At 68.3% G+C, this 24,171-nt stretch carries 24 protein-coding genes; 6 read left to right on the top strand and 18 right to left on the bottom strand.

The genetic code is table 11. From position 1 onward, the window contains the following. The first annotated feature begins 5 nt into the window (after positions 1 to 5). Entirely contained in the window at positions 6 to 1,886 is a 1,881-nt protein-coding gene (recQ, locus tag ACW172_RS10500) for a DNA helicase RecQ (protein WP_492031480.1), read from the top strand. On the opposite strand, the gene ACW172_RS10495 is transcribed toward recQ, so the two are convergent. After that, positions 1,887 to 3,113: a hypothetical protein gene (locus ACW172_RS10495; RefSeq protein WP_492031479.1), complete on the bottom strand. Its 1,227-nt coding sequence runs from the start codon at positions 3,111 to 3,113 to the stop codon at positions 1,887 to 1,889. Between the two features lie 183 nt (positions 3,114 to 3,296). Beyond that, positions 3,297 to 4,175: an alpha/beta fold hydrolase gene (locus ACW172_RS10490; RefSeq protein WP_492031478.1), complete on the bottom strand. Its 879-nt coding sequence runs from the start codon at positions 4,173 to 4,175 to the stop codon at positions 3,297 to 3,299. 131 nt (positions 4,176 to 4,306) lie between these two features. On the opposite strand from ACW172_RS10490, the gene ACW172_RS10485 reads away from it, so the two are divergent. Next, positions 4,307 to 4,789, top strand: coding sequence for a hypothetical protein (locus ACW172_RS10485; protein WP_492031477.1), 483 nt, complete (start codon positions 4,307 to 4,309; stop codon positions 4,787 to 4,789). A gap of 55 nt (positions 4,790 to 4,844) precedes the next feature. On the opposite strand, the gene gyrB is transcribed toward ACW172_RS10485, so the two are convergent. The 6 genes from gyrB to rpsT form a co-directional block, all read right to left on the bottom strand. Beyond that, positions 4,845 to 7,295: a DNA topoisomerase (ATP-hydrolyzing) subunit B gene (gyrB, locus tag ACW172_RS10480; protein ID WP_492031476.1), complete on the bottom strand. Its 2,451-nt coding sequence runs from the start codon at positions 7,293 to 7,295 to the stop codon at positions 4,845 to 4,847. A gap of 150 nt (positions 7,296 to 7,445) precedes the next feature. Continuing rightward, positions 7,446 to 8,585 carry a DNA replication/repair protein RecF gene (recF, locus tag ACW172_RS10475; RefSeq protein WP_492031475.1) on the bottom strand — a complete coding sequence of 380 codons (1,140 nt, stop codon included), beginning with the start codon at positions 8,583 to 8,585 and terminating at the stop codon, positions 7,446 to 7,448. A 31-nt stretch (positions 8,586 to 8,616) separates the two neighbouring features. Then, positions 8,617 to 9,168 carry a hypothetical protein gene (locus tag ACW172_RS10470; RefSeq protein WP_492031474.1) on the bottom strand — a complete coding sequence of 184 codons (552 nt, stop codon included), beginning with the start codon at positions 9,166 to 9,168 and terminating at the stop codon, positions 8,617 to 8,619. After that, positions 9,161 to 10,279, bottom strand: coding sequence for a DNA polymerase III subunit beta (gene dnaN, locus ACW172_RS10465; protein ID WP_492031473.1), 1,119 nt, complete (start codon positions 10,277 to 10,279; stop codon positions 9,161 to 9,163). Before dnaN ends, ACW172_RS10470 begins: the two co-directional genes overlap by 8 nt. A 258-nt stretch (positions 10,280 to 10,537) precedes the next feature. After that, positions 10,538 to 11,935: a chromosomal replication initiator protein DnaA gene (gene dnaA / locus ACW172_RS10460; protein WP_492031472.1), complete on the bottom strand. Its 1,398-nt coding sequence runs from the start codon at positions 11,933 to 11,935 to the stop codon at positions 10,538 to 10,540. A gap of 571 nt (positions 11,936 to 12,506) precedes the next feature. Further along, positions 12,507 to 12,776, bottom strand: a complete 270-nt coding sequence (gene rpsT, locus ACW172_RS10455; protein ID WP_492031471.1) for a 30S ribosomal protein S20 — start codon at positions 12,774 to 12,776, stop codon at positions 12,507 to 12,509. Between the two features lie 201 nt (positions 12,777 to 12,977). On the opposite strand from rpsT, the gene ACW172_RS10450 reads away from it, so the two are divergent. Continuing rightward, positions 12,978 to 13,532 (top strand): cell wall hydrolase, encoded by a 555-nt coding sequence (locus tag ACW172_RS10450; protein WP_492031470.1) that lies wholly within the window; start codon positions 12,978 to 12,980, stop codon positions 13,530 to 13,532. A gap of 6 nt (positions 13,533 to 13,538) precedes the next feature. Here ACW172_RS10450 and ACW172_RS10445 read toward each other — a convergent pair whose 3' ends face one another. The 7 genes from ACW172_RS10445 to mutM all read right to left on the bottom strand — a co-directional run bounded on the left by ACW172_RS10445 (position 13,539) and on the right by mutM (position 18,293). Further along, a complete protein-coding gene (locus ACW172_RS10445) occupies positions 13,539 to 14,327 on the bottom strand; it encodes an enoyl-CoA hydratase-related protein (RefSeq protein WP_492031469.1) in 789 nt (262 codons plus the stop codon). A 527-nt stretch (positions 14,328 to 14,854) separates the two neighbouring features. After that, positions 14,855 to 15,070, bottom strand: a complete 216-nt coding sequence (locus ACW172_RS10440) for a helix-turn-helix transcriptional regulator (RefSeq protein WP_492031468.1) — start codon at positions 15,068 to 15,070, stop codon at positions 14,855 to 14,857. Next, positions 15,070 to 15,546 carry a hypothetical protein gene (locus ACW172_RS10435; protein WP_492031467.1) on the bottom strand — a complete coding sequence of 159 codons (477 nt, stop codon included), beginning with the start codon at positions 15,544 to 15,546 and terminating at the stop codon, positions 15,070 to 15,072. Before ACW172_RS10435 ends, ACW172_RS10440 begins: the two co-directional genes overlap by 1 nt. Continuing rightward, positions 15,546 to 16,034 carry a hypothetical protein gene (locus tag ACW172_RS10430; RefSeq protein WP_492031466.1) on the bottom strand — a complete coding sequence of 163 codons (489 nt, stop codon included), beginning with the start codon at positions 16,032 to 16,034 and terminating at the stop codon, positions 15,546 to 15,548. Before ACW172_RS10430 ends, ACW172_RS10435 begins: the two co-directional genes overlap by 1 nt. A gap of 72 nt (positions 16,035 to 16,106) precedes the next feature. Next, on the bottom strand, positions 16,107 to 16,886 hold the full coding sequence (locus ACW172_RS10425) for a carbon-nitrogen hydrolase family protein (RefSeq protein ID WP_492031465.1): 780 nt from the start codon (positions 16,884 to 16,886) through the stop codon (positions 16,107 to 16,109). Next, positions 16,883 to 17,419, bottom strand: a complete 537-nt coding sequence (locus tag ACW172_RS10420) for a DUF1697 domain-containing protein (protein ID WP_492031464.1) — start codon at positions 17,417 to 17,419, stop codon at positions 16,883 to 16,885. Before ACW172_RS10420 ends, ACW172_RS10425 begins: the two co-directional genes overlap by 4 nt. 10 nt (positions 17,420 to 17,429) lie before the next feature. Then, the gene (gene mutM, locus ACW172_RS10415) at positions 17,430 to 18,293 is read right to left on the bottom strand and encodes a bifunctional DNA-formamidopyrimidine glycosylase/DNA-(apurinic or apyrimidinic site) lyase (RefSeq protein WP_492031463.1); all 864 of its coding nucleotides are present in this window, start codon (positions 18,291 to 18,293) and stop codon (positions 17,430 to 17,432) included. Between the two features lie 209 nt (positions 18,294 to 18,502). Between mutM and ACW172_RS10410 the strand changes: the two genes are divergently transcribed. Then, positions 18,503 to 19,336, top strand: coding sequence for a phosphatase PAP2 family protein (locus tag ACW172_RS10410; RefSeq protein WP_492031462.1), 834 nt, complete (start codon positions 18,503 to 18,505; stop codon positions 19,334 to 19,336). A gap of 17 nt (positions 19,337 to 19,353) precedes the next feature. Here ACW172_RS10410 and ACW172_RS10405 read toward each other — a convergent pair whose 3' ends face one another. Continuing rightward, a complete protein-coding gene (locus ACW172_RS10405) occupies positions 19,354 to 19,824 on the bottom strand; it encodes a cytochrome c (protein ID WP_492031461.1) in 471 nt (156 codons plus the stop codon). Between the two features lie 134 nt (positions 19,825 to 19,958). Between ACW172_RS10405 and ACW172_RS10400 the strand changes: the two genes are divergently transcribed. Continuing rightward, positions 19,959 to 22,010 carry an OPT family oligopeptide transporter gene (locus tag ACW172_RS10400; RefSeq protein ID WP_492031460.1) on the top strand — a complete coding sequence of 684 codons (2,052 nt, stop codon included), beginning with the start codon at positions 19,959 to 19,961 and terminating at the stop codon, positions 22,008 to 22,010. Between the two features lie 57 nt (positions 22,011 to 22,067). Here ACW172_RS10400 and ACW172_RS10395 read toward each other — a convergent pair whose 3' ends face one another. Then, on the bottom strand, positions 22,068 to 22,613 hold the full coding sequence (locus ACW172_RS10395; RefSeq protein WP_492031459.1) for a prolyl-tRNA synthetase associated domain-containing protein: 546 nt from the start codon (positions 22,611 to 22,613) through the stop codon (positions 22,068 to 22,070). A gap of 67 nt (positions 22,614 to 22,680) precedes the next feature. On the opposite strand from ACW172_RS10395, the gene ACW172_RS10390 reads away from it, so the two are divergent. Beyond that, positions 22,681 to 23,421: a DUF6065 family protein gene (locus tag ACW172_RS10390; protein WP_492031458.1), complete on the top strand. Its 741-nt coding sequence runs from the start codon at positions 22,681 to 22,683 to the stop codon at positions 23,419 to 23,421. 146 nt (positions 23,422 to 23,567) lie between these two features. Here ACW172_RS10390 and ACW172_RS10385 read toward each other — a convergent pair whose 3' ends face one another. Next, a complete protein-coding gene (locus tag ACW172_RS10385) occupies positions 23,568 to 24,158 on the bottom strand; it encodes a CC0125/CC1285 family lipoprotein (RefSeq protein WP_492031457.1) in 591 nt (196 codons plus the stop codon). Between the last annotated feature and the right edge of the window lie 13 nt (positions 24,159 to 24,171).

Raw genomic sequence — 24,171 nt, 5'->3', positions numbered from 1 at the left:
GCCCGATGCCCGCCGAATCCGCCACCTTCGCCTCCCCCGCGTCCGCGGGTATGGACGACGCGCGCGAGCTGCTGCATCGCGTCTGGGGCCACCCCGACTTCCGCGGACTTCAGGCCGACGTCGTCGCCGAGGCCCTGGCCGGGCGCGACGTTCTCGCCGTCCTCCCGACCGGCGGCGGCAAGTCGGTCTGCTACCAGATCCCGGCCATCCTGCGCCCCGGCCTCGGCCTCGTCGTCTCCCCCCTGATCGCCCTGATGACCGATCAGGTCGAGGCGCTGAAACAGCAGGGCGTCGCGGCCGCCCGCCTCGATTCCGGCGTCTCCATGGACGACCGCTCGGCCATCTGGCGCGCCGCCCGCGCGGGCGAACTGGACCTGCTCTACGTCTCGCCCGAAGGTCTGGCCCAGCCGCATCTGATCGACCGCCTGCACGAGCTGCCGCTCAGCCTGATCGCCATCGACGAGGCCCACTGCGTCTCGCAATGGGGTCACGACTTCCGCCCCGACTATCGCACTCTGGGCAAACTGGCCGAGCTCTTCCCCGGCGTCCCTCGCATCGCCGTCACCGCCACCGCCGACGCCCGCACGCGCGAGGACATCGTCCGCTCCCTGCGCCTCGAAGGGGCGGAGGTCTTCGTCGACAGCTTCGCCCGCCCGAACCTGCAGCTCTCGGCCATGCGCAAGGAGAATGCGTCGCGCGCCCGCACCGACGCCGCCGTCATCGATCTGGTGCGTCAGCGACGCGGCAAGTCGGGCGTCGTCTACTGCGGCTCACGCGACGGTTGCGACCGCGTCGCCCAGGCCCTGAGGGACGCCGGAACCAACGCCATCGCCTATCACGCCGGCATGGGCACGGACGATCGCGACCGCCGCCTGGCCCGCTTCCTCGCTGAGGAGGGCGCCGTCATGGTCGCGACCATCGCCTTCGGCATGGGGGTCGACAAGGCCGACGTCCGCTTCGTGATCCACGCCGATCCGCCCGGCTCGCTGGAGGCCTACTGGCAGGAGATCGGCCGCGCCGGGCGCGACGGCGAACCGGCCGAGGGCATCACCCTGTACGGCCCGTCGGACATCGCCTGGAACCTGCGCCGCCTCGACAGCCGTCCTATGCCGGAAGAGGTCAAGGCGGTTCAGGTCGGCAAGGCGCGTCGCCTGTTCGCCATGCTGGACGGCGCGATCTGCCGCCCCCAGGCCGTACGCCGCTACTTCGGCGAGACCGACGCCGGCGTCTGCGGCGTCTGCGACATCTGCAGCGACCCGCCCGCCCTCTATGACGCCACCGTCCAGGCCCAGAAGGCGCTCGCCGCCGTCCAGCGCCTCGGCGGACGGTTCGGCCGCAACCGCGTCATCGACCACCTGCTGGGCAAGACGAAAGACGTCCAGCCATGGGAGAGCGACCTCTCCACCTGGGGCATCGGTCAGGACGTGTCGCAGAACGGCTGGCGCGACATCGTCGACCACCTGCTGTTCGAGGGCCTGCTGCTCGAAGACCCCAATGACGGCAAACCTCTTGTCGGGCTCGGCGATCCCGAGGCCGTCCGCGCCGTCTATCGCGGCGAGCGCGCCATCGAGGTGCGCCGCGCCCCTGCCGCCCCCCTTACGGGCCGGTCCGAGCCCCGCCGCGCCCGCAACGACAGGAACGCCGCCGTTGAGGCCCTGGACGCCGACGTTCGCGCCCGCTTCGAGGTCCTGCGCAGCTGGCGCCGCGACCGCGCCGCCGAACAGCACGTGCCGCCCTATGTCATCTTCCAGGACAAGACCCTGCTGGAGATCGCCATCGTCGAGCCGGGCTCGCTCGACGCCCTCGGCGCCGTCTCCGGCGTCGGCCAGTCGAAACTGGACCGCTACGGCAAGGGACTGCTGGAGGCGCTCAGGGCCGCCGCCTGATCAGCCCTCGCCGACCGAGGCGTTGAAGGCCGCCATGTCGTCGCCCAGCCCCGGCGCGACCTGGACCGGGAACTGGCAGGCATTGGGTCCGCGAAGGAAGCTGCTGCCCGACGTCTCTGTCAGGGCGCCCGACAGCCGCTGGGCGATCAGGTCCCGCATCTCCTCCACGCCGGGCGGCGTCGGCAGGGCGCCGAAATACTTCAACGTCGACCGTCCGTCACAGCGGTATTCATCAAGGAAATACTGGGACTTCGTCGGGTCCGTCAGATCAGCCGACGTGGTCAGATAGAAGGCCCGGGCCATATTCCGCTCCCCTGCCGAAACCAGCAAGGCGACCCGGACGGCCCTGAGACTGTCGCCCATCGCAAGAGGCCTGTCGAAGATCTGGAACCTGCTTCCCGCGCCTTCCACCGGCTCGCCCACGGCCCGGGTCCAGGGCTCCGCGCGCAGGGCCATTTCCGAGGCCTGCATCAGCCGGTCGCGCTCCGCCCCGTATCCAGCCCAGTCCCCCTTGGCCAACAGGGCCTGCTGGGCGACGAAGCTCACATAGCCTCCGATCGGCGCCGGGGCCGGCCGAGGCACCGGGGCAATCAACGCCAGCGCCTCATCCGGCTTGCCCCGGGTGTTCGCGATCAAGGCGCGCATGATCCGGGGATGCCACGACAGCTTGTCGTCGCCGCACAGGGCGATGATCCGGTCCGACGCCGCCACTGCCCCGTCCATGTCCCCGGCGCCGAAACGGCGGGCGGCGTCATTCCACAGCGGGCCGACGGCCTCGCACCGGACGACCGTGACCGGGTCGATCGGCTGGTCTTCGTCGAAGGGGCTGGGGATCAGACCATCCCGGGGAACGATATCCGCCACGACCGGAAGCAGGGCGGCATAGGCCTCGGGCGAGCCACAGGCGACGGCGCCATACTGGGCCAGACCGGTCAGCAGGCTCAGGCCGCAGACATCCATCACCCGCGCACGCTGCGGGCTGATGCCGGGCATGGTGACATAGATCATGTTGACGCGGCCCGGCGCGCCGTTGATCCCGGGAATGTACTGGGTGATCGGCATCGTCCCGCCGCGCGCGGCCCCGGCGCGCAGGACATCCACCCCCTCGCGATCGACCTCCATGCCGCGCAGGCCGTATTTCTTCAGGAAGGACAGGGCGTACTGGGCCTCGCCCTCACCGCGATCGGCGCGGCGGGTCAGATCGTCGACCGGATCAGTCAGGGCCATGCGCAGAGGTCTGTTCGGGTCCGCCGGAGTGACCAGGGCTGCGCACCCCGCCTGCAGAACCAGGCCAAGCGCGAGACAGACGGGCGCAAGCCCCCTCAGACCGATCTTCATGACTTCGCCCCCCGGCTCTCTTCGACGCAACCGGGGCGAGACTGCCCGACAAGCGTGACAGCCGTCCAGCAGCTAGTTCAGAAACCGGTCCAGGGCCGCATAGAAGGCCGTCGGCCGGTCCAGCATGACCATATGCTCGGCGCCCTCGATCCGCTCGAAGGTCGCGGGGGTCCGCAGGTTGGCGTAGCCGGCGCGGAACAGGCCGTCGACGTGGGCGCGCGGCGAGGCGTCGTCGGGGCTCCAGCCGTAGACGACCGTCACCGGCGCGGTGATGTCCGGCAGGCGGTGGCGCAGGTCGGTGGTCATGACCTCATACAGGCTCTGGGCCAGCATCGCCCGGTCGCCGCCCTGCCAGCCCATGGAGTTGAACAGACTGTCCGACGCCCCGCCCAGCTGGCCGCCGAGCGCCCCCGCCTGCTGCCTCAGGGCCTCGTCGCCGAGGAACATCAGGGCCTGATAGGCGATCCGGGCCAGGGGTTCGACATCCCCGACCGTGGCGCCGGCGCTGATCAGGGACGGAAAGAAGGGCGCCGCATCCACCACCATGACCCGGCCGATCTGACCGGGGGCGTCGGCCGCCATGCGCAGGGCGATCAGCCCGCCCATCGAATGGCCGATCACGGCCGGACGGTTCAGGCGTTCGACGGCGATATAGCGGCGGATTTCAGTGGCCACCGGGCCGATGACCGCGCCCTGGGCGTTGGCCCCGGCCGGGATCTGGCCGAAGCCGCGCAGGGAGATGATATGCACCCGATAGCGGTCGTCCAGCCGGTCCGCGGTGCGCCGCCAGACCTCGCCGGTGGAGGCCAGGCCGGGGATCAGGATCACATCCGGCCCCTGCCCCCGCGTCTCGACTACGATCCGGTCGGACTGGAAATCGGCGGTGACGGGGCTCTGGGCCAGCGCCGGTCCGGCCAGAAAAACAAGGAGAAGTAGAAGAAGTCGAGCCATATCCTGACCTAACGCGCGAACATGGCCGAAGTCGTTCACCCCGCCGTGGCATTGCCGTTCGGACCGCTTGCCAACTCTCCCGTACCGGGAGGATAGTCCGGCCCATCAGGGGGAAGATGGGGAAACACCAGATGAAGACGATTCTGAAAATCGCGGCGGTGACGGCGGTGCTGACGGCCGCCGGCGGCGCCTTGGCCCAGACCGCGGCTCCGGCCGCCCAGGTCGAAACGTTGAACGCCGCGGCGGAGGACTGGAACCCGTTCTCGCGCAGCGCGGTCAAGATCTACATGACCGACGCCAACGCCTTCGCCACGACCGGCGACGTGACCCGCGTGAAGGTCGCGCGCGTGCCGCTGGACAGTCCGGCGGGCGACCTCAGCTACGCCGTCGATGACGTCGAGATGCGTTGCGCCGCCAAGCAGTCGCGCACCGTGGTCACGACCGAATACGGCGCCGACGGCGCCCAGACCGACCGCTACGACACCGGCGAGGACTGGGGCCCCTTCACGGCGGAAAGCCGTGACGGCTACCTGGCCCAGATCGTCTGTGACGGCGATCGCGCCTCCAAGACCTGGCCGTCGATCAAGGCCTTCGTCGACGCCGGACGGCACTAGAACCGACTGAAAAGACGATCCGCCGGCGCCGCCTGCGGATCGTCCTTCAAACGGATCAGACGTCGACCGCCGCGTCCAGGGCGTTGGCCTGGATGAATTCGCGGCGCGGTTCGACCACATCGCCCATCAGCTTGGCGAACAGGTCGTCGGCGTCTTCCTGGTGCTCGACCGAGACCTTCAGCAGGGTGCGGGCGTTGGCGTCCAGCGTGGTCTCCCACAGCTGTTCCGGGTTCATCTCACCCAGACCCTTGTAGCGCTGGATGGCCAGACCCTTCTTGCCCGCGTCGAGCACGGCGTTCAGCAGGTCGATGGGCCCGCGGATGGTCGTGGACTTGTCCTTGCGGCGATAGACGGCCGGCTTGTCGAACACGCCGTCGAAGGCATGGGCCCGTTCGGCCAGACGGCGGGCGTCCAGCGAGCGCAGCAGGGCCTCTTCCAACACGATCGTCTCGGAGACCGCGCGGCGGATGCGGTTGAACACCACGGCGCCCTGCACGCCCGGCTCGCCCGACCAGTCGCCGTCGCCTTCTTCGGCATAGAGGTTCAGACGGCTGGCGGCGGCGGCCGGATCGCCATGGTCTTCCGCGAACAGGCCGGCCAGGGCCGATTGCTCGACCGCGAAGGCCGGGGCGCGCTGCGACAGGCGGTCGACCAGGGCCTTGAAGGCCTTGGCTTCACGCACCAGCGACTGCAGGTCCTGACCGGTGCGGCGTTCGCCGCCGGCCAGATCCAGCTCGGCCTCCGAACAGCCTTCCTCGATGAGGTAGGCGTCCATGTCGGCCTGGTCCTTCAGGTAGCGCGACTGCTTGCCCTTGGAGACCTTATAGAGCGGCGGCTGGGCGATATAGACGTGCCCGCGCTCGATCAGCTCCGGCATCTGACGATAGAAGAAGGTCAGCAGCAGGGTGCGGATGTGGGCGCCGTCGACGTCGGCGTCGGCCATCAGGATGATCTTGTGATAGCGCAACTTGTCGGCGTCGAAGTCGTCGCGGCCGATGCCGGTGCCCAGCGCCAGGATCAGCGTGCCGATCAGCTCCGAAGACAGCATCCGGTCGAAGCGGGCGCGCTCGACGTTCAGGATCTTGCCGCGCAGGGGCAGGACGGCCTGGTTCTCGCGGTTGCGGGCCTGTTTGGCCGAGCCGCCGGCGGAATCGCCCTCGACGATGAACAGTTCGGACTTGGCCGGATCGCGTTCCTGGCAGTCGGCCAGCTTGCCGGGCAGGCTGGAGATATCCAGCGCCGACTTGCGCCGGGTCAGGTCACGGGCCTTGCGCGCCGCCTCACGAGCCGACGCCGCCTCGATGATCTTGGAGACGATGGCCTTGGCCTCGACCGGGTGCTCCTCGAACCATTGCGACAGGCCCTCGGTGCACAGGCCCTCGACGGCCGGGCGCACCTCGGACGAGACCAGCTTGTCCTTGGTTTGCGACGAGAATTTCGGATCCGGCACCTTCACCGACAGAACGCAGGTCAGGCCCTCGCGGGCGTCCTCGCCCGACGGCGCGACCTTCTCCTTCTTGAGCGCGCCCGAGCTTTCCATATAGGCGCCCATGACCCGCGTCAGGCTGGTGCGGAAGGCCGACAGGTGGGTGCCGCCGTCGCGCTGGGGGATGTTGTTGGTGAAGCACAACATCGTCTCGTGGTAGGAGTCATTCCACCACAGGGCCATGTCGATCTCGATATTGTCCTTCTTGCCCTTGATGACGATCACGTCCTTCATCAGCGGGGTCTTGGACTTGTCGAGGTGGCGCACGAAGGCTTCGACGCCGCCCTCGTAGTGCAGCAGGATGTCGATCGGCTCGGCGCCGCGATGATCCTGCAGCTTGATGACCACGCCCGAGTTCAGGAAGGCCAGTTCGCGCAGCCGGTGCTCCAGCGTCTTCAGGTCGAAGTCGATGTGGCTGAACGTCGTCACCGACGGATAGAAGGTGACCTGGGTGCCCGACAGGACTTGCCCCGCCTTTGGGCCGTCCTCGCGCAGCGGGGCGTCGCCGGTGACCTTCAGGCTCTCGACCGTGTCGCCGCGCTCGAACTTCATCTCGTGGCGTTTGCCGTTGCGGAAGATGACCAGCTTCAGCCAGTCCGACAGGGCGTTCACGACCGAGACGCCGACGCCGTGCAGACCGCCGGAGACCTTGTAGGAGTTCTGGTCGAACTTACCGCCGGCGTGCAGCTGGGTCATGATGACCTCGGCCGCCGAGACGCCTTCCTCGGCGTGGATGTCGACCGGGATGCCGCGGCCGTTGTCGGTGACGGTGACCGAGCCGTCGGCGTTCAGGATGACCTCGACCAGATCGGCGTGGCCGGCCAGGGCCTCGTCGATGGCGTTGTCGACGACCTCATAGACCATGTGGTGCAGGCCGGAGCCGTCGTCGGTGTCGCCGATATACATGCCGGGCCGTTTGCGGACGGCGTCCAGCCCCTTGAGAACCTTGATGGATTCCGCGCCGTAGGCGGCTTCTGCGGCCGTATCTTCGTTACGGGCGTTTTCGTTCTGGTCGGTCATTCAATCGTCCGGAGACGCGGGCGGCTTCAGGGATGGCGAACGGCCATCCGGCCCGCAGGAAAGAGCTTTCAGAGACCCGCCGATTCAGGCGGATTCGATCTGTCGTTTATATAGGAAAACCCCCACGAAAAGCGAGGGAAAGCGGAGGGTTCAGCCCTCGGCCAAAAGGGCGCCGCCCTCGACCCGGACGAACCGCGCGCGGCCCTTCAGATCCTCGAACAGGGCGGCCTCGGTGCCGGTCATGAAGGCCTGCAGTTCGAGGGCGACGATCTCGTCGAACAGGGCGGCCCGGCGGTTCGCGTCGAGGTGGGCGGGGGCTTCATCCAGTAACAGGACGGGAGACGCTCCCCCCTCCGATTTGAGCCGCACGATCTGGGCGAGGATCAGGTTCAGGACCAGCGCCTTCTGCTCGCCCGACGACCCCTCGGCGGCGGGGCGGTTCTTCTCGCGGTGCAGGGCGGTAAGGTCGGAGCGATGCGGGCCGTACAACGACCGCCCGGCGGCGGCGTCGCGGCCGCGCGAGCGGACCATGCCCTCGCGGATCACGGCGGCGATGGCGGATTCGTCGGCGCCGCTCACGGCCAGCCCCTCGGCTTCGCCGGAGAGGCCCAGATCGGCCTGGGGGAAGGGACGGTCGCCGCGGGCGTCGATGCCGGCCTGAAGGGCCTCCAGGGCGCTCGCACGGGCCATCGCCGCCCGCGCCCCGCTCTCGGCCAGCCGCAACTCCAGCGCATCGAGCCACAGCGGATCGGCTTCGCGTCCTTCCGCCCCGTCGGTCAGCAGCCGCAGTCGCTCGCGCAGGGCCTTCTCATAGGCCGAGACGGTCGCCGCATGGGCGGGGTCGGCGGCGAAGACCAGCCGGTCGAAGAATTTCAGCCGCTCGGCCCGGGCGTCGGAGAACAGCCGGTCCTGTTCGGGCGTCGCCCAGACGGGACGCAGATAGTCGAGCAGCCGCCCCGGCGGCGCCGTCTCCCCGTCGATCCGCACGATGCGCCGAGCCGCCCCCGCCGACTGGACCCCGGTGCCCAGCCTGATCTCATCGCCGTCGCCCGCATCGAGGGTCAGGGCCACGGCCCAGGCCCGGCCGCCGGCCTCGCCCGGCTCGCGCCGCCCCATCTCCACCGCCGTCGCCCCGCGCAGACCGCGCCCGGGCGTGAACAGGCTCAGCGCCTCCAGCAGATTGGTCTTGCCCGCCCCGTTCGGCCCATGCAGCACCACCGGCCCCGCCCCCACGGGCAAGGTCGCGCTCGCATAGGAGCGGAAGTCGGTCAGGGTGAGGGCGGTGATCACGGGGCGTCCCCTCGCCGGGTCAGGTCCCGCGTCATGAGCCGCCGTAACGCTCGCGCCATTGCTCCAGCGTGACGCAGACGGCCTCGGCTCCTCCCTCCCAGTCGCATCCGATTTCGGCGTCCAATGTCGTCTTCCGAACGTCTTCCAGATTGGGGTTCTGCCAGACCGGGTTGCCGCCGAGAGCGTCATCATGGTCGTCCCACCCGACCACGGAATACATACCGTCCTTCGGGCGTTCGACGCGGAACCGCTTCACGTCGGACCAACGGACAAACCGCGCCCGCTCCGGCATCCGAATCCGGAAACCCTTGTCGCTCAGCGTCAGGGTATCGCTGCGAAAATGCCGATAGACGGAATGCCCTACGAGCGCGAGAGCCAGCAGCGATATGAAACCCGTGACGACAGCGCTGAACGGATCAGCCGCCATCATGGTCAGGCTTCTCTGAAAACCGACAATGCTGGCGACCCAGCCAAGGACGCCGAAGATCACGACGACGCCGATCACGGATGTCGCCACGCTCGCAAGGGTCCGCCAACGCGCCGTGCGGATGACCAGAAGCGCGACGCCTTCGTCGTCAGACACGCAGCGGCATCAGCACGTACTGGACGCCCGGATCGCCCGGATCGAGGACCAGGGTCGGGCTGGCCGGATCGGCGAACATGAAGGTGGCGTTCTCGCCGGTGATCTGGCCGGCGACGTCCAGCAGATAGCGGGCGTTGAAGCCGATCTCGAAGGGCTCTTCGGAATAGCCGATCTCGACCTCCTCGACGCCCTGACCGGCCTCCATGTTGCGCACCGTCAGGGTGACGCGGTCCAGCTCGAACGCCAGCTTCACCGACCGGCTCTTCTCGGCCGAGATGGTGGCCACGCGGTCGACGGCCTTGGAGAACATGGCGTTGTCGATGTCGGCCTGCTTGTCGTTCCCCTTGGGGATGACGCGCATATAGTCGGGGAAGGCGCCGTCGATGACCTTGGAGGTCAGGGAAGCCTGGCCGAACTCGAAACGGATCTTCTGGGGCGAGACCTGAACCTCGACCGGACCGGCTCCGTCGTCCAGCAGGCGACGGACCTGATCGACGGTCTTCCTCGGCACGATCACGCCCGGACCGCCCGCGGCGCCCTCGGGGGCCGGGGTTTCGGCCAGGGCCAGACGGTGGCCGTCGGTGGCCACGGCGCGCAGCAGCGGAATGCCGTTGTCGGCCACCGTGTGCAGGTAGAGGCCGTTCAGATAGTAGCGCGTCTCCTCCGTCGAGACGGCGAACCGGGTCTTGTCGATCAGACGGGCCAGATCCTCCTTCATCAGGCTGAACCGGGCGCCCGAGGCGTCGGTCGACATGACGGGGAAGTCGCCCGCCGGCAGGACCGGCAGGTTGAAGCGCGAACGGCCGGCCGAGACCGTCAGACGCGGATCGTCGCCGTTGTAGGTCAGGGAGACCTCGGCGCCGTCGGGCAGCTTGCGCACGATCTCGAACAGGGTGTGGGCCGGGGCGGTGATCTGGCCCTCGACCTGAACCACGGCGTCGGCGCGGTCGATCATCTCCATATCCAGATCGGTCGCGGCGAACGACAGGCTGTCGCGCCCGGCGCTGAGCAGGACGTTGGACAGGATCGGAATGGTGTTGCGGCGCTCGACCACGCTCTGCACATGCCCGAGGGCCTTGAGAAGCGCGGATCGTTCGATGGTCAGCTGCATATCGTCTTATCGCCCGGTCGCGACGCGGAATCGCGGCGTCGCCTTACAGATTGGCCCGTGACACTAGCGGATTGGCGCGGCGGGGCAACGGGGTCAAACGTCTCCTCCCCATCGAAGATGGGGAGGGGGACCACGAAGTGGTGGAGGGGCGTTTGAAACGGACGCTGTATTCGGGGTGAGGAACCCCTCCGTCACGGCGCCGAAGGCGCGCCGCGCCACCTCCCCTTCGCTGCGCGATGGGGAGGAGACATCCTCGCGTCAGCCGCGCAGCTTCCGCGTCAGAGCCTCAACATCCCGGGCGATCTGGTCATCGGCGGGCAACAGCTCCTCGATCTTGCGCACGCCGTGCAGGACCGTGGTGTGATCGCGTCCGCCGAAGCGACGGCCGATGTCCGGATAGGAACGGGTCGTGTGCTGCTTGCACAGATACATGGCGATCTGGCGCGGACGGGCGATGGCGCGGGTCCGGCGTTCGCTGAGCAGATCGGCCTGCTTCATGTTGAAATGTTCGGCGACGGTCTTCTGGATCTCGTCGACGGTGATGCGGCGCTCGGGTCCGCCGCGAAGAGCCGAACCCAGCAGGCCGGCGGCCTCGTCGACGCCCAGGCTCGACAGGCGCATTCCAGCGGCGGCGGCCAGGGTGTTGACGGCGCCTTCCAGCTCGCGGACCGAACCCGGGGTGCGGTCGACCAGCTGTTCCAGAACCTCGCTGGAGGCCTCGCCCTGGACCACGCCCATCCTGGCGAAGGCGGCCAGGCGGTTGCGGGCGACGGCCATCTTCAGGGCGCGGTCGGCGGGCTCGACCGGGCAGGTCAGGCCGGCGGCCAGGTGGCTGCGCAGGCGCGGCTCGACTTCGCTGAGGGCGGTCGGGGCGCGGTCGGCCGACAGGACGATGCGCTTGCCGTCCTCGATCAGGGCGGTGAGGGTCGAGAGCAGTTCTTCCTGGGTCGAGGCCTTGCCGCCGACGAACTGGACGTCGTCCAGCAGCAGCATGTCGGCCGAGCGCAGGCTCTCCTTGAAGGCCGCCGTCGACCGGTCCTGCATGGCGCGCACGAAGGTCGACAGGAAGCGTTCGGCGGTCAGATAGACCACCTTGGCCTCGGGCTTGAGGCGCTGGGCCTCCCAGGCGATGGCGTTGAGCAGGTGGGTCTTGCCGTAGCCGTAGGGGCCGCAGAAGAAGACCGGGTTGAAGTGACCGTCGGCCCAGCTGGCCACCTGTTTGGCGATGGCCAGGGCGAAGGCGTTGCCCTGCCCTTCCACGAAGCTGTCGAATGTCAGGCGCTCCTGCAGGCCGGCGGCTCGCACGGCGCGGGCGCCGTCGGCGACGGGGGCCACGGTGGGCATGGGAACGACAGCGGTGTCAGCGGCAGCCTGAACGGCGGCGACGGCGGGGGCGGGCGAGCCCACCTCGGCGCGGCAACGGACCTCCAGGCGGCGAGACAGGCCGTCCAGGCCCAGCCACAGCTCGTTCATGCGGCGCAAGGCGTTCTTGCGCACCCAGTCGCGCGCATAGGCGGTGGGGGTGACGAGGATCAGCTGGCCGGCGCCGTCCATGCGCACGGCCGACGGCGCGATATACGAGCTGAAGGGACCTTCGCCGATTTCCGCGCGCAGACGGCCCGCCGCCTCCGTCCAGATCCGATCCGGGTCCGTCATGCTCGTCACTGCCAAGCCCCCCATCGTAAAGCCACCCGCCATAAAAAAGTCATCAGAAGCCGACGTCCTTCTGACGCCGGTCACGCACCGCATCCCACACTGGAGGCCGGCAAATTCAGGGACGCAGGATCCTGCCCCGCGAAGCGTGCGCTTCAACGGGCCGGGTACGGCCTCTCGGTTTGACGTCTCTCGCCGACTGGAACCTCGTTCCCGCCGTCTTCATCCGTGTGGGGATGGAAGTGCGCTAGAACCCAAAACTTACGCTCGGCGGCGGGAGGGTCAACGCTGATTCGAACGTCGATTCGTACTTAAATTGTTTGACTCCGCTAAATCCAAACCCGGCTTGGGGAAATGCGGATTTCACCCCACAGGCGAGCATCAATTCTCCTGTGAACACTTAGCGACAGACGTGCAAACGGCGAGGCAACGAAAGCTGCCTCGCCGTTGATTTTACAGGATTTTACAATGACGGTTCGGAAAAATCCGCTCCGTATCCATCCTTGCCGCAAGCTTCGCCGTAGAGTGTCGGCCTAAAGTTAGACCACCCGTTTAACGGGCGTCGAACCCTTAATCAGGCGGCCGACATCTTCTTCAGCTGGGCAGCCAGACGGCTGACCTTGCGCGAGCCGGTGTTCTTGTGAACCACGCCCTTGGTGACGGCGCGCATCAGCTCGGACTGGGCGGTGATGAAGGCGTCCTTGGCGGCGCCGGCGTCGCCCGCGGCGACGGCTTCCTGGAACTTGCGCAGGAAGGTGCGGACGCGCGTGCGGCGCGCCTTGTTGACTTCGGTGCGGGCGGCGATCTTGCGGATCGCCTTACGGGCGCCGGCGTTGTTGGCCATCGGTAAACCTATGAGACGGAAAACGCCGCGGAGCACAGTGTCCACGGCGCGGAAATCTGAAGAGGCGCGGCTATAGCCGAACCCGCGGCGGGGGTCAACGCGAGTCCGCACCCTTCCGCAACAAGGCCCCGGACGAGTCTGGAGCCCTTTCCCGGTCTGGCGCGTTTCGAGGCCCGGGGCTGTTCTGAAGGAACCAAGGATATGAAACCCATCTCGCCCGCCGCCCTCGCTATAGCCGCCTTGCTCGCAAGCCCCGCCTTCGCCCAGCAAAGCACCACCCCGGCGCCCGCCGACAACGTCGCAACCCTTCTGGGCGCGCCCGCCCCCACTCCGGCCTCCCAGGCCCGGACCTCGGCCGCCGCCTCGACCGACGCGGCCCTGGAGCTGAAGGGCGAGACCAACGCTCCGGCCCCGGATTCAGAACAGAACCCGGCCGAGCTCTCGATCACCGCCCGGCTGAACTCGGAAGTCGCCGCCCGCGACGAGCTGGCGGACCAGACCGACCGGGCCAATCAGGCCGCCTATGCCCGGTCCCAGAGCGAGTACAAGGAAGCCGTCGCCGACCGTCAGGCCGAGATCGAACGCCAGGCCATCGATACTCAAATCAACGCCCAGTCCCGCGCCGAGTACAACGCCGAGCAGGAAGACCGCTACCAGAAGGCCATGGCCGACTGGCGCGCCACCGTGGCGGCCTGCGATCGCGGCGACGCCTCGCGCTGCCGCGCCGGATCGATGCCGGCGCGTCCGGGGACCTGAGGCCCCTTACGCGCCCTTGAACTCCGGCTTCCGCTTCTCGACGAAGGCGGCCATCCCCTCCTTCTGATCATCGAAGGCGAACAGGGAGTGGAACAGGCGGCGCTCGAACTGCACCCCCTGTGTCAGCGTCGTCTCGAGGGCGGCGTTGACCATCTCCTTGTTGGCCATGACGGCCAGCGGGCTCTGGGCCGCGATCCGGGCCGCGATCTTGCGGACCTCGTCCATCAGTTCTGCATGGGGGAAGACGCGCGAGGCCAGTCCGGCCCGTTCGGCTTCGGCGGCGTCCATCATCCGGGCGGTCAGAACCATATCCATGGCCTTGGACTTGCCGACCAGACGCGTCAGCCGCTGCGAGCCGCCGATGCCCGGCGCGACGCCGAGGTTGATCTCTGGCTGGCCGAACTTCGCCTTGTCCGAGGCGATGATGAAGTCGCACAGCATGGCCAGTTCGCAGCCGCCGCCCAGGGCGAAGCCGTTGACCGCCGCGATGATCGGCTTGCGGAACCGGGTAATGCGGTCGTGGCCGAGGGCGAAATAGTTGCCCGTGTACATCTGGGCATAGGTCTGGTCCGCCATCTCCTTGATGTCGGCGCCGGCGGCGAAGGCCTTCTCGCCCGAGCCGGTCAGGATCAGGCAGCGCACGCTGTCGTCGCGCTCGACCGCGTCGAGGAAGTCGGCCAGATCCTTGAACAGGGCCGAATTCAGGGCGTTCAAAGCCTCGGGCCGGTTCAGGGTCACCACCGCATAGCCGTCGGCGTGGCGTTCGATCAGGATGTTGTCGTAAGCGTCGGACATCGGAGGCTCCGAAAATGGGTCGAGGTGTCTTAGACAGGGGCGCGGCGAGAGCAAAGGCGCGTCGTTGTCGGATCCGCTTGCGAAATCGCCGGACCGGGCTTGGCCGGACACCGCGAAAACGGGCGCCAAACCGTGCCAAACCGTGCCAAACGCCCTGACGGCCGCGTGTGAATTCAAAGGGTTGGAATTTCGGCCCGTCAGAACCCTGCCAGGTTATGCGAAGTTTCAGCCCTGCTGGGCCGGGGCGGTTCCCTCCTCGACCCGGAGTTTAACCCCACGCGGAACGGCGCCGAACCGAATGACGAAAACGGGCCGCAAATCCAGGTGGGATGGGAAACCGAGTGTGAGGTCGAAAATTTGATCCCTCTCCCAGAGGGAGAGGGCTTGAGCGCACGGCGGCTTTGGCCGGCGTCCTTGCGCGAAAGGGTGAGGGGTTATGCCCTCACCGGCCCACGGCAGAACCCCTCACCCTCCCATCGCTACGCGACGGGCCCCTCCCTCTCCCTCTGGGAGAGGGATCATGACGATCATCCCTCCCACTCGAACACCTCGGTGATCGGGACGCCGAAGACCTGGGCGATGCGGAAGGCGGCCTCGAGGCTGGGGGAGTATTTGCCCTGTTCGATGGCGACGATGGTCTGGCGGGTCATGCCGATCCGCTCGGCCAGCGCCGCCTGGGTCATCTCGCCCGCATGGAAACGCAGCTCGCGGATGCGATTTTTGATGGGAGGCGGAGAGGCCATCAGAGGGCGCGCCGATGCAGGACCAGCACGGTCGCCGACTTCAGCATCTCGGCCAGAACGATCGCCAGCAACAGGCCGCCGGCCATGACCACCGTCGGGTTCAGGGCTCCGCCGGGAACCAGCCGATAGTCGCCCACCGGCAGGCCGACGCCGATGACGAGGGCGCAGGCCAGGGCCACGCCCACGACCACGGCGATCAGGGCGCCGTAGCCCAACGTCGCGGCCCGCCCCTCGATCAACCGCTCACGCTCATCGACCAGCCCCGTCTCCCACGGCAGGGCGCGCCACCGCGCCCACAGGGACAATCCGAACTGGACCGCGAGGCTCAGGATCACCGCCTCGACGAACAGGGCCACAGGCCAGCGGCCGAGGTCGTCTCCGGCCATCACATGCCAACCGACCAGCCCGGCGTAACCGCTCCAGATCGCCGCGCTGACGATCAGGCTGATCCAGGCCTTCTTCTCCGAAACGGTCATCAGCGCAGCCCCCGCAGCAGCATCAGGGTGACCCCGGCCCTCACAAGCTCGGTCAGGACCAGACAGGCCAGAAGGACATTGGCCAGGGCGACCATCAGATTGCCGTTGACCGAAAAGACCGCGCGGCCACCCACCATATTGTCGTCCACCACCCCGGCCAGCCAGGCGGCGGCCGAGACGCAGAAGATCAGGCCGATCAGGGCCATGAGGGCGATGTGGCTGGCCTTGAGCGCGGCGTGGATCTCGCGCTCGTCCTTCATCCTGCGCTCGGCCTTGGGCGTGATCGCCGTGGCGATGAAGGTCAGGGCCGCCTCGATCAGAACCACCAGGATCAGACAGCCGAGGAAGGCCATGCTGAGCGTCGCGGTGAAATGATCGTCCGTCCGCCAGCCCGCCGTCAGGCGACTGGCCACGAACCAGAAATACCAGCCCCAGACCGCCACGCTGGAAACGATGCTGACCCACAGATGCTTTTCACGAAACGACATGAAGCCTCCTCGACCGCGCAATGCGGCAACGGGAGCGATGTCTCATGAAGCAGACATTGAGTCTAGTATTTTTTACATAACGTCCGATTTTTCGGACATGGCTCGAAGTGGCAAATCGAACACCAGCAGGCCGGGAACGCCCAGCGGCAGTTGCGCCACAACCGCTCCCGCCGGGTCGATCACCGAGGTCGGCCCGAGCGCCAGCCGTCCGTCCCGCTCGCCGGTCACATCCGCGGACAGCATCCACAGGCCGGTCTCGCGGCAGCGCTCGCCCCGGATGGCGTTGTGCCGATCCTTCCAGAGCTCGGCGGCCTCGCGCCGCATCATATTGTTGGCCGGACAGACGATCAGGGCGGCTCCGAGGTCGGCGACCTCACGGGCTGCGGCAGGGACGGTGGTGTCGTGGCAGATGTTGATCCCGAAGGTCAGGCCGCCGACCGTGAAGACCCCGGCAGCATCGCCGGGATCGAAACAGGCCTCGCCCTTGAGCAGATACCGCTTGCGATAGCGGCTGACGAGGACGCCCCGCTTCACCACCGCCGCTGTGTTGAACAGCCGCTCGCCGTCCCGCTCGATCAGGCCGAAAACCACCATCGGTCCGTCCTTCGGCAGACGATCCAGCACCGCCCGGAAGGCCGGCGACGACAGGTCGAGCGCATGACGCCGCGCCTCGGCCTCCGTCGTCAGATAGCCCTGCAGGAAGCCCTCGGGCAGGCACAGCAGGGCCACGCCCTGCGCCGCCGCGGCCTCGACCGTCCCGATCATCCAGACCAGGGCGCCGTCGCGGTCGCCGACGAACTCCGGGGTCTGGGCGGCGGCGATCCGGATCGTCCCGCCGGGAGGCGCGGTCAAAGCCCCGCCATCTCGCCCAGTTTGAGGACCGTGTTCCAGTTCCGGCCGGTGCCCATGCCCAGCATCCCGGGCGTGGCCTTCTTGAAGATCTCCGAACTCCCCTGACCGTTCGGGAACCAGAAATACAGAACCCCGTCGACCGCCTGGACGTCCTCGCCGTCGCGGCACAGGGCCTGGACGGCGTCCAGAGCCCCCGGCTTGATCCCATCCTTCATGACCATGGCCACGACTTTGGCGGGATGGGCCTCGGCCTCCTTGGGGAAGGGGTTGGCGGCGATCAGCTTTGACCACTGCTCCGGCGTGCGGGCCATGGCGGCGATCTTCAGGTCGAAGCGGCGGGCCATTTCGGCTTCGATCGCGTCTTCCAGCGCCGCCGTCGCCATGCCGGTCTCGACGACCAGATTGCCGCTGGCCTGAAGGGTGCGCGGGTTCTTCAGCCCCATCTCTTCCGCCATCGCCCGCTGCTCGCCCACCGGCGCGCGCACGCCGCCGGTGTTCATGCCGCGGAAGAGGATGATGCGGTGTTGAGTCATGGAACGACCCTCACTTCTTCTGGCAACTCGGGCAATAGAAGGTCGACCGTCCCGCCTGGACGATGCGTTTGACGACGCCCGTGCAGCCTTCGCCCAGACAGGGCTGACCCTCGCGGCCGTAGACGTCGAAGCGGTGCTGGAAATAGCCCTGCCCGCCCTCGGCGTTGGCGAAGTCCTTCAGCGTGGAGCCGCCCGCTGCGATGGCGTCATTGAGGACGTCGCGGATCACGCTCGCGAGCGTCTCCAGCCGAGGCCGCGAGACCTTGCCCGCCGCGATCAGGGGCGAGATCCGGGCGCGGTAGAGGGCCTCGCAGACATAGATATTGCCCAGACCGGCGACGTTTCTCTGGTCCAGCAGGGACACCTTGATGTTCTGGGTCTTGCCCGCGAAGACCTCGGCCAAATGGGCGGCGGAGAAGCCGTTGCCGAGCGGCTCGGGCCCCATGGAGGCGAACCAGGGATGGGCCTCGGCCTCGTCGGTGGGGATCAGCCCCATGAAGCCGAAGCGGCGGGCGTCGGCGAAGCCCACACGGGTCGCGAGCCCGTCGCGCACCGCGCAGAAGCTCATATGTTCGTGCTTGCCCGCGATGGGGGCCGGCTCCTCGAACTCGCCGATCTGGGTCCCGTCCAGGGTGAAGCGGCCGGTCATGCCCAGATGGGTGACCCAGGTCTCGCCGGTCGACAGCCGGGCCAGCAGATATTTGGCGCGCCGGTCGATGGCGGTGACGGTCGCCCCCTCCAGCCGCTCGACGAAGCGGTCGGGGAAGGGAAAGCGCAGATCGGGGCGGTTCTGACGCACCCGGGTCAGGCGGGCGCCGACCAGAACGGGCTCCAGGCCGCGTCGGACCGTCTCGACCTCGGGAAGTTCAGGCATGGCCCGTCCTAACCCGTCGGGACCCCGGAGAGAAGGGCCGCGCAAGCGACCGGACGAAGTATGACGGAACCGATCCGCGACCGGATCGACCCTCACATCACCGTCGGAAAACCGCTGCGGAACCGCCACGCCGCCGTGACCTTGCCGACGCCGATTCTCGCCAGACTGCGATCGTCCTTTGAGTTGGGGATATCGATCCGGGGGGAACGATGGACGCCGAGTACACGCGGGCGCGCGCGCCCTTCTCCGCAGCGTGGAAGACACCGTCGTTCACGTCGATGCGCCGCGCCGCGCGCGACGAGATCGAACGGCTGAGGCTGGCCATCGGGGTGCGCATCCGCTGGTCCGAGCCGACGACCCTGGCCCTGATCGCCGTCGTCAGCCTGTCGGCCTATTTCATCCTGTTCCCGGGCGTGGACCTCGCGGTCAGCGATCTCTTCTACCGCACCGGCGACGGCTTCTTCCTGTCGCAGGAGCCGGTGCTGAGGGCGCTGCGCAAGAGCTCGACATACGTCATGGCCCTGATCCTGCTGGCCGCCCTGACCGGGGTCGGGATGCGCCTGTTCCGCGACAGCGAGCGGCGGACGATGTGCGCACGTCGCTGCGGCTTCCTGCTGATCGGCCTGCTGCTCGGCCCCGGTCTGGTGGTCAACACCTGGCTCAAGGGAAGCTGGGGCCGGGCCCGGCCGATCCAGACCGACCTGTTCGGCGGCGACGGCGGCTTCACCCCGGCCTGGACCGTGTCGCAGGCCTGCGCCCACAACTGCTCCTTCGTGTCCGGAGAGGCGGCCTCGGCGGCCTGGATGGTCGCGGGGCTGATCCTGCTGCCACGCGCCTGGCGGGCGAAGGCGGCGGTCCCGCTGGTCGCCTATGCGGTGGCCCTGTCGATGAACCGTCTGGCGTTCGGCGGCCACTATCTGTCGGACATCCTGCTGTCCTGGGCGATCACCGGACTGGTGCTGGCGGTCCTGCATCGGGTCATGGTCGCCTGCCCCTATGCGGCGGCGCAGAGGGACCGGGCCGGGGCCTTCGCGACCGCCTGATCCCTCAGTGACCCCCGTTAGTGGCCCGGACGGACCCGGTACGGCTGGTGGCACGACTTGCAGGTGTCGCTGACCACCGCCAGCTGGGCCTTGAAGGCTTCGGGGTCCTCGGTCAGTTCGCTCAAGCGATCGGCGGCGGCGGCATAGGCGGCGGCCTTGGCCTCGAAGTCCGCGCGATTGGCCCAGATGGCCGGGGAGGCCGTCGTCTCGCCCGGCATGTCCGTGGCGCTGGTCCCGGCGGGGAAGAGGCCCGGCAGGGCGTGGGCCCAGCGCGCGAGCGCCTGGGCGCTGAACGACAGCTGGCGCGGGTCCGACGTGGGCGAGGCGGCGGCCGCGTTCATGGTGCTGAAGGCCACGGCCGACAGGTTGAAGGCCGCCTTGCGCGCCGCGACGGTCTCGGCCGCCGAAGGCGAGGCTGTGGTCTGGGCTCCGGCCGCGCCCGCCGCGCAAACAAGGGCGATGAGGCTGGTGACGATGATGCGGCGCATGGCGATCTTTCCCGAAGCTGATGCGGGACAGTTCGCCGCACAGACCCTTTCGTCAAGCGATCCGGCGTCATGCGGCGCCTGCCGTTGCCAGCGGAGGCGTTTCCGGCTTACCTCCGCCCTCAAAGAGGGACCTTATGACCGACACCCCGGCAGTACCGCGCCTCAAGCGCGTTGAACTTACCATCCGCGCCCTGATCCTGGGCTGTGTGCTGGCGGTGATCTTCACCGCCGCCAACACCTATCTGGGCCTGAAGGTGGGCCTGACCTTCGCCTCGGCCATCCCGGCGGCGGTCATCTCCATGGCGATCCTGCGGGCCTTCAAGGGCTCGACCATCTGGGAAAACATGACCGTCCAGACCGTGGCCTCGGTCGGCGGGGCCATGAGCTCCATAATCTTCGTCCTGCCCGGTCTGGTCATGGTCGGCTGGTGGATGGACTTTCCGTTCTGGGAATCGGTGGCCATCTGCGTCCTCGGCGGCGTGCTGGGCGTCACCTTCTCCATCCCGCTGCGTCGGGCGCTGGTGGTCAACGCCAACCTGCCCTACCCCGAAGGCGTCGCCGCCGCAGAGGTGCTGACGGTCGGCTCGCCCGGCGTCGATCAAAGCGAGGAGGCCGTGCGCGAGAACAAGGCCGGGCTCGGCGTCGTCATCGTCGGCTCGATCGTCTCGGCCGCCTTCGCCTTCCTGATCGCGGCCCGCGCCTTCGCCGGCGAGACGGCCAAATTCCTCAAGCTGCCCGCCTTCCTCGGCGGCGGCGCCACGGGCGTCGGCTTCGGCATGCAGTTCGCCCTGCTGGGCGCCGGTCACCTGATCGGCCTGACCGTGGGTCTGGCCCAGCTGTTCGGCCTGCTGCTGGCCTGGTGCATCGCCGTGCCCCTGCTGACCTCGCCCGACTTCGTGGCCTTCCTCGGCTCGCATTTCGGCATCCATTCGCTGGCCGCCACCCTGGCCTCGGCCCCGCCCGAGGAACTGGCTTCCAAGGTCTGGCGCAATGAGGTCCGCTTCATGGGCGCCGGCGTCATCGGCGTCGCCGCCATCTGGACCCTGATCAAGCTGATGGGACCTCTGGTCGGGGGCCTGACCTCGGCGCTGGCCGCCCAGCGTCGCCGCGCCGAGGGCGAGGTGCTGGACCGCACCGAACAGGACATTCCGATCGGCATCGTCGGCGGCCTGTCGATCATTGCCCTCGTCGGCATCGCCTCGGTCCTGGCCCTGTTCACCCAAGGGACCCCGCTGGCCGCCAGCGCCCCGATCCTGGTCATCGGCGGCCTGGTCTATGTGATCGTCATCGGCTTCGCCGTCGCCGCGATCTGCGGATACATGGCCGGCCTCATCGGCTCGTCGAACAGCCCGGTCTCGGGCGTCGGCATCATCGCCATCGTCGTCGCCTCCCTGCTGATGCTGGTGGTCATGGCCATCGCGGGCGTGCCCGCCGATCCGTCCTTCGTCGCCTTCGCGCTGATGGTCACGGCGGTCGTCTTCGCCGTCGCCGTCATCGCCAACGACAACCTGCAGGACCTCAAGACCGGCCAGCTGGTCGAGGCCACCCCCTGGCGTCAGCAGGTCGCGTTGATCGTCGGCGTCGTGGCCGGCGCCCTGGTCATCCCCTTCATCCTGAGCCAGCTGAACGGCGCCTTCGGCTTCGAGGGCGGACCCAAGGGCATCGCCGACGCCCCGCTGGCCGCCCCGCAGGCGACGCTGATCTCGGCCCTCGCCAAGGGCGTCATCTCGGGCGAGCTGCGTTGGGACCTGATCGGCGTCGGCGCGGTGATCGGCGCGATCATCATCGCCCTGGACGCGGTCCTCGAGAAGGCGACCAGGGGCAAGATCAAGCTGCCGCCGCTGGCCGTCGGCATCGGCTTCTACCTGCCCGCCGCCGTCACCACCATGCTGGTGGTCGGCGCCGTCGTGGGCTGGTTCTATGACAAGGCCATCGCCGGCACGAAATACGCCGACGTCGGCCGCCGCATGGGCGTGCTGCTGGCCTCGGGCCTGATCGTGGGCGAGAGCCTGTTCGGGGTCCTGCTGGCCGGGGTCATCGTCGGCACGGGCAAGGAATCGCCCTTCGGCCTGATCCCCGAGGGTTCGGCCTGGCCGGCCATGCTGGCGGGCGTCGTCGCCTTCGCCGTCCTGGCCTTCGTTCTCTACGGATGGATCAGGCGCGTTTCGGCCAAGGTCGCGGGCTAACCGCTTCCTCCCTCCGCAAGGACAAGGGGCGCATCCGCCGGATGCGCCCCTTTTTCGTCAGAGATTCTCGAAATCCACCACCACCGGGTCGCGACCCAACAGGCTCATCACCCGCCGGAACGCCGCCTGATCCAGGGCCGTGGTCGCCGTATTGATCAGGGGGTGGAAGTTGACGATGGCCGCCTCGTGCAGCTTGCGGTCCAGAACGAAGGTCACCCGCCGGTCGAGGTCGTTGATCAGCGCCAGCGCCGTCACCGAACCGGGTCGCACGCCCAGGGTCTCATACATCAGCCCCTCATTGCCGAAGGACAGCCGCCCGGACCCCGCGGGAGCCCCGATGGCGGCATTGACCCGCTTCAGGTCGATGACCGTGTCCTGGGCGGCCGAGATCAGCCACAGCCGCCCCTTCTTGTCCTTCAGGAACAGGTTCTTGGTGTGAACGCCCGGCAGGCCGGCCTTGAGGTCCAGCCCCTCCTCGACGCGGAACACCGCCGGATGGTCGTGGGTGACCTGATCCACGCCGTTGTCGGCCATCCAGGCCAGCAGGCGGTCGCGGTCGAATGCAGGCGCGGGGGCGGGCGCAGGAGACGTCGTGTCGGACATGGTTGAGATCGGGGCGGATGGCGGGCTAGGAATGGCGCCTGTCCCGCTTACAGAACGGAGCCCGGCCTTGGAACTGGAATGCTATCCGATGACGGCGACGCCGCCGGACCTCGTGCCCGGCCGTCAATCCCGCAACTGGATGGACGCCTTCATCTCGCGGCATCCCTATCGCTGCCTGCCGCTGAACATGGCCAATACGACGGGGTGGGAGATCCTCTGCCCCTTCGGCTTCACGGCCGAATGGAATGGCGGGCCTCAGCAGTCGGACATCACGATCACGCCCGACCGGCCCCAGCCGACGCTGAGCCATTTCGTGACCTCGCACTTCTCGCGCGGGGTCCTGACCATGCACCCCCAGTATCTGTTCCGCACGCCGCCGGGCTGGGGCATGCAGTGCTCGGGCAGCCCCAACCATGTGAAGGACGGCATCCAGCCGCTCGTCGGACTGATCGAGACCGACTGGCTGCCCTTCCCCTTCACGATGAACTGGATCTTCACGCGGCCCGGCCGGGTCAAGTTCGAGAAGGGCGAGCCCTTCTGCTTCATCACCCTGCTCGAGCACAAGAAGGTCGAGGCCTTCCAGCCGGTGATCCGGACGCTGGAATCCAACCCTGTCATGCACGGCCAGTTCGAGGCCTGGAACCGCCAGCGCACCGACTTCAACACCCGCCTGGCCTCGGGCGATCCCGACGCGGCCAAGGAGGCCTGGCAGCGCTTCTACTTCAAGGGCGAACTGCCCGAGGACCTCGGAACCGCCCCCGCCAGCCACTCCAACAAGCGCCGGCTGAAGTCGCCGAGGATCGGGTAATCCTCCCCCATCGGGGGAGGGGGACCGCCCGCCGCTTGGCGGGCGGTGGAGGGGGCCAACCGCGAACGCAGCGCCTGGCTTCAGCCCCCTCCGTCACGGCGCGAAGAGCGCCGCGCCACCTCCCCCGTCGGGGGAGGATCTGACCCTTAAGACCCCGCCCGCGTCACGCGCGGCCCGAGGTTGGCGATGACCTCGCCGGCGTCGAAGGCGTTGGGATCGCCGGCGGGCTTGGCGCCGCGGCCCATGACGATCTCCGAGGAGGCTTCGTAGCGGTCGATCTGGCGGACGTCCCAGTCATTGAAGCCCGGACCCCAGCCACGGCCCCACGGGCTGCCCCAGGGGCTCCAGCCGCCGTTGCCGTAGAAGCGCCAGGACGGGCCCCAGTAGCCGCCGTAGCGGCTGCCGTAGAACGGATCACTGTAGGGACCGGCGCCGAGCGTCGAATAGCGGGTGTCGCGGTCGGTGGCGCGGTTGACCGTGGCGAACCAGTCGAAGCCGTTCTGCCTGGTCAGTTCGGCCGAGCGCAGCAGCAGCCCCATCTCGACCTGTTCGCGCGAGGTCACGGAGTTGCCCGCGAAGCTGACCCGGAAGCGATCGTTCTCCAGCCGCTGCTCGGCATAGCCGCCACGCGCGCCGGCGGTGCCGACGGGCTGGTAGGGCGTCGATGTGGCGCAGGCGGCGAGCGCCAGGCTGGCGGCCGCGGCCAGCAGAACCGGTTTGAGGAAACGCGTCTTCATCACTGAACTCCCA

This window comes from Brevundimonas sp. ALps5 (assembly GCF_058681645.1).
This window is presented reverse-complemented; position numbering and strand designations above follow the sequence as displayed.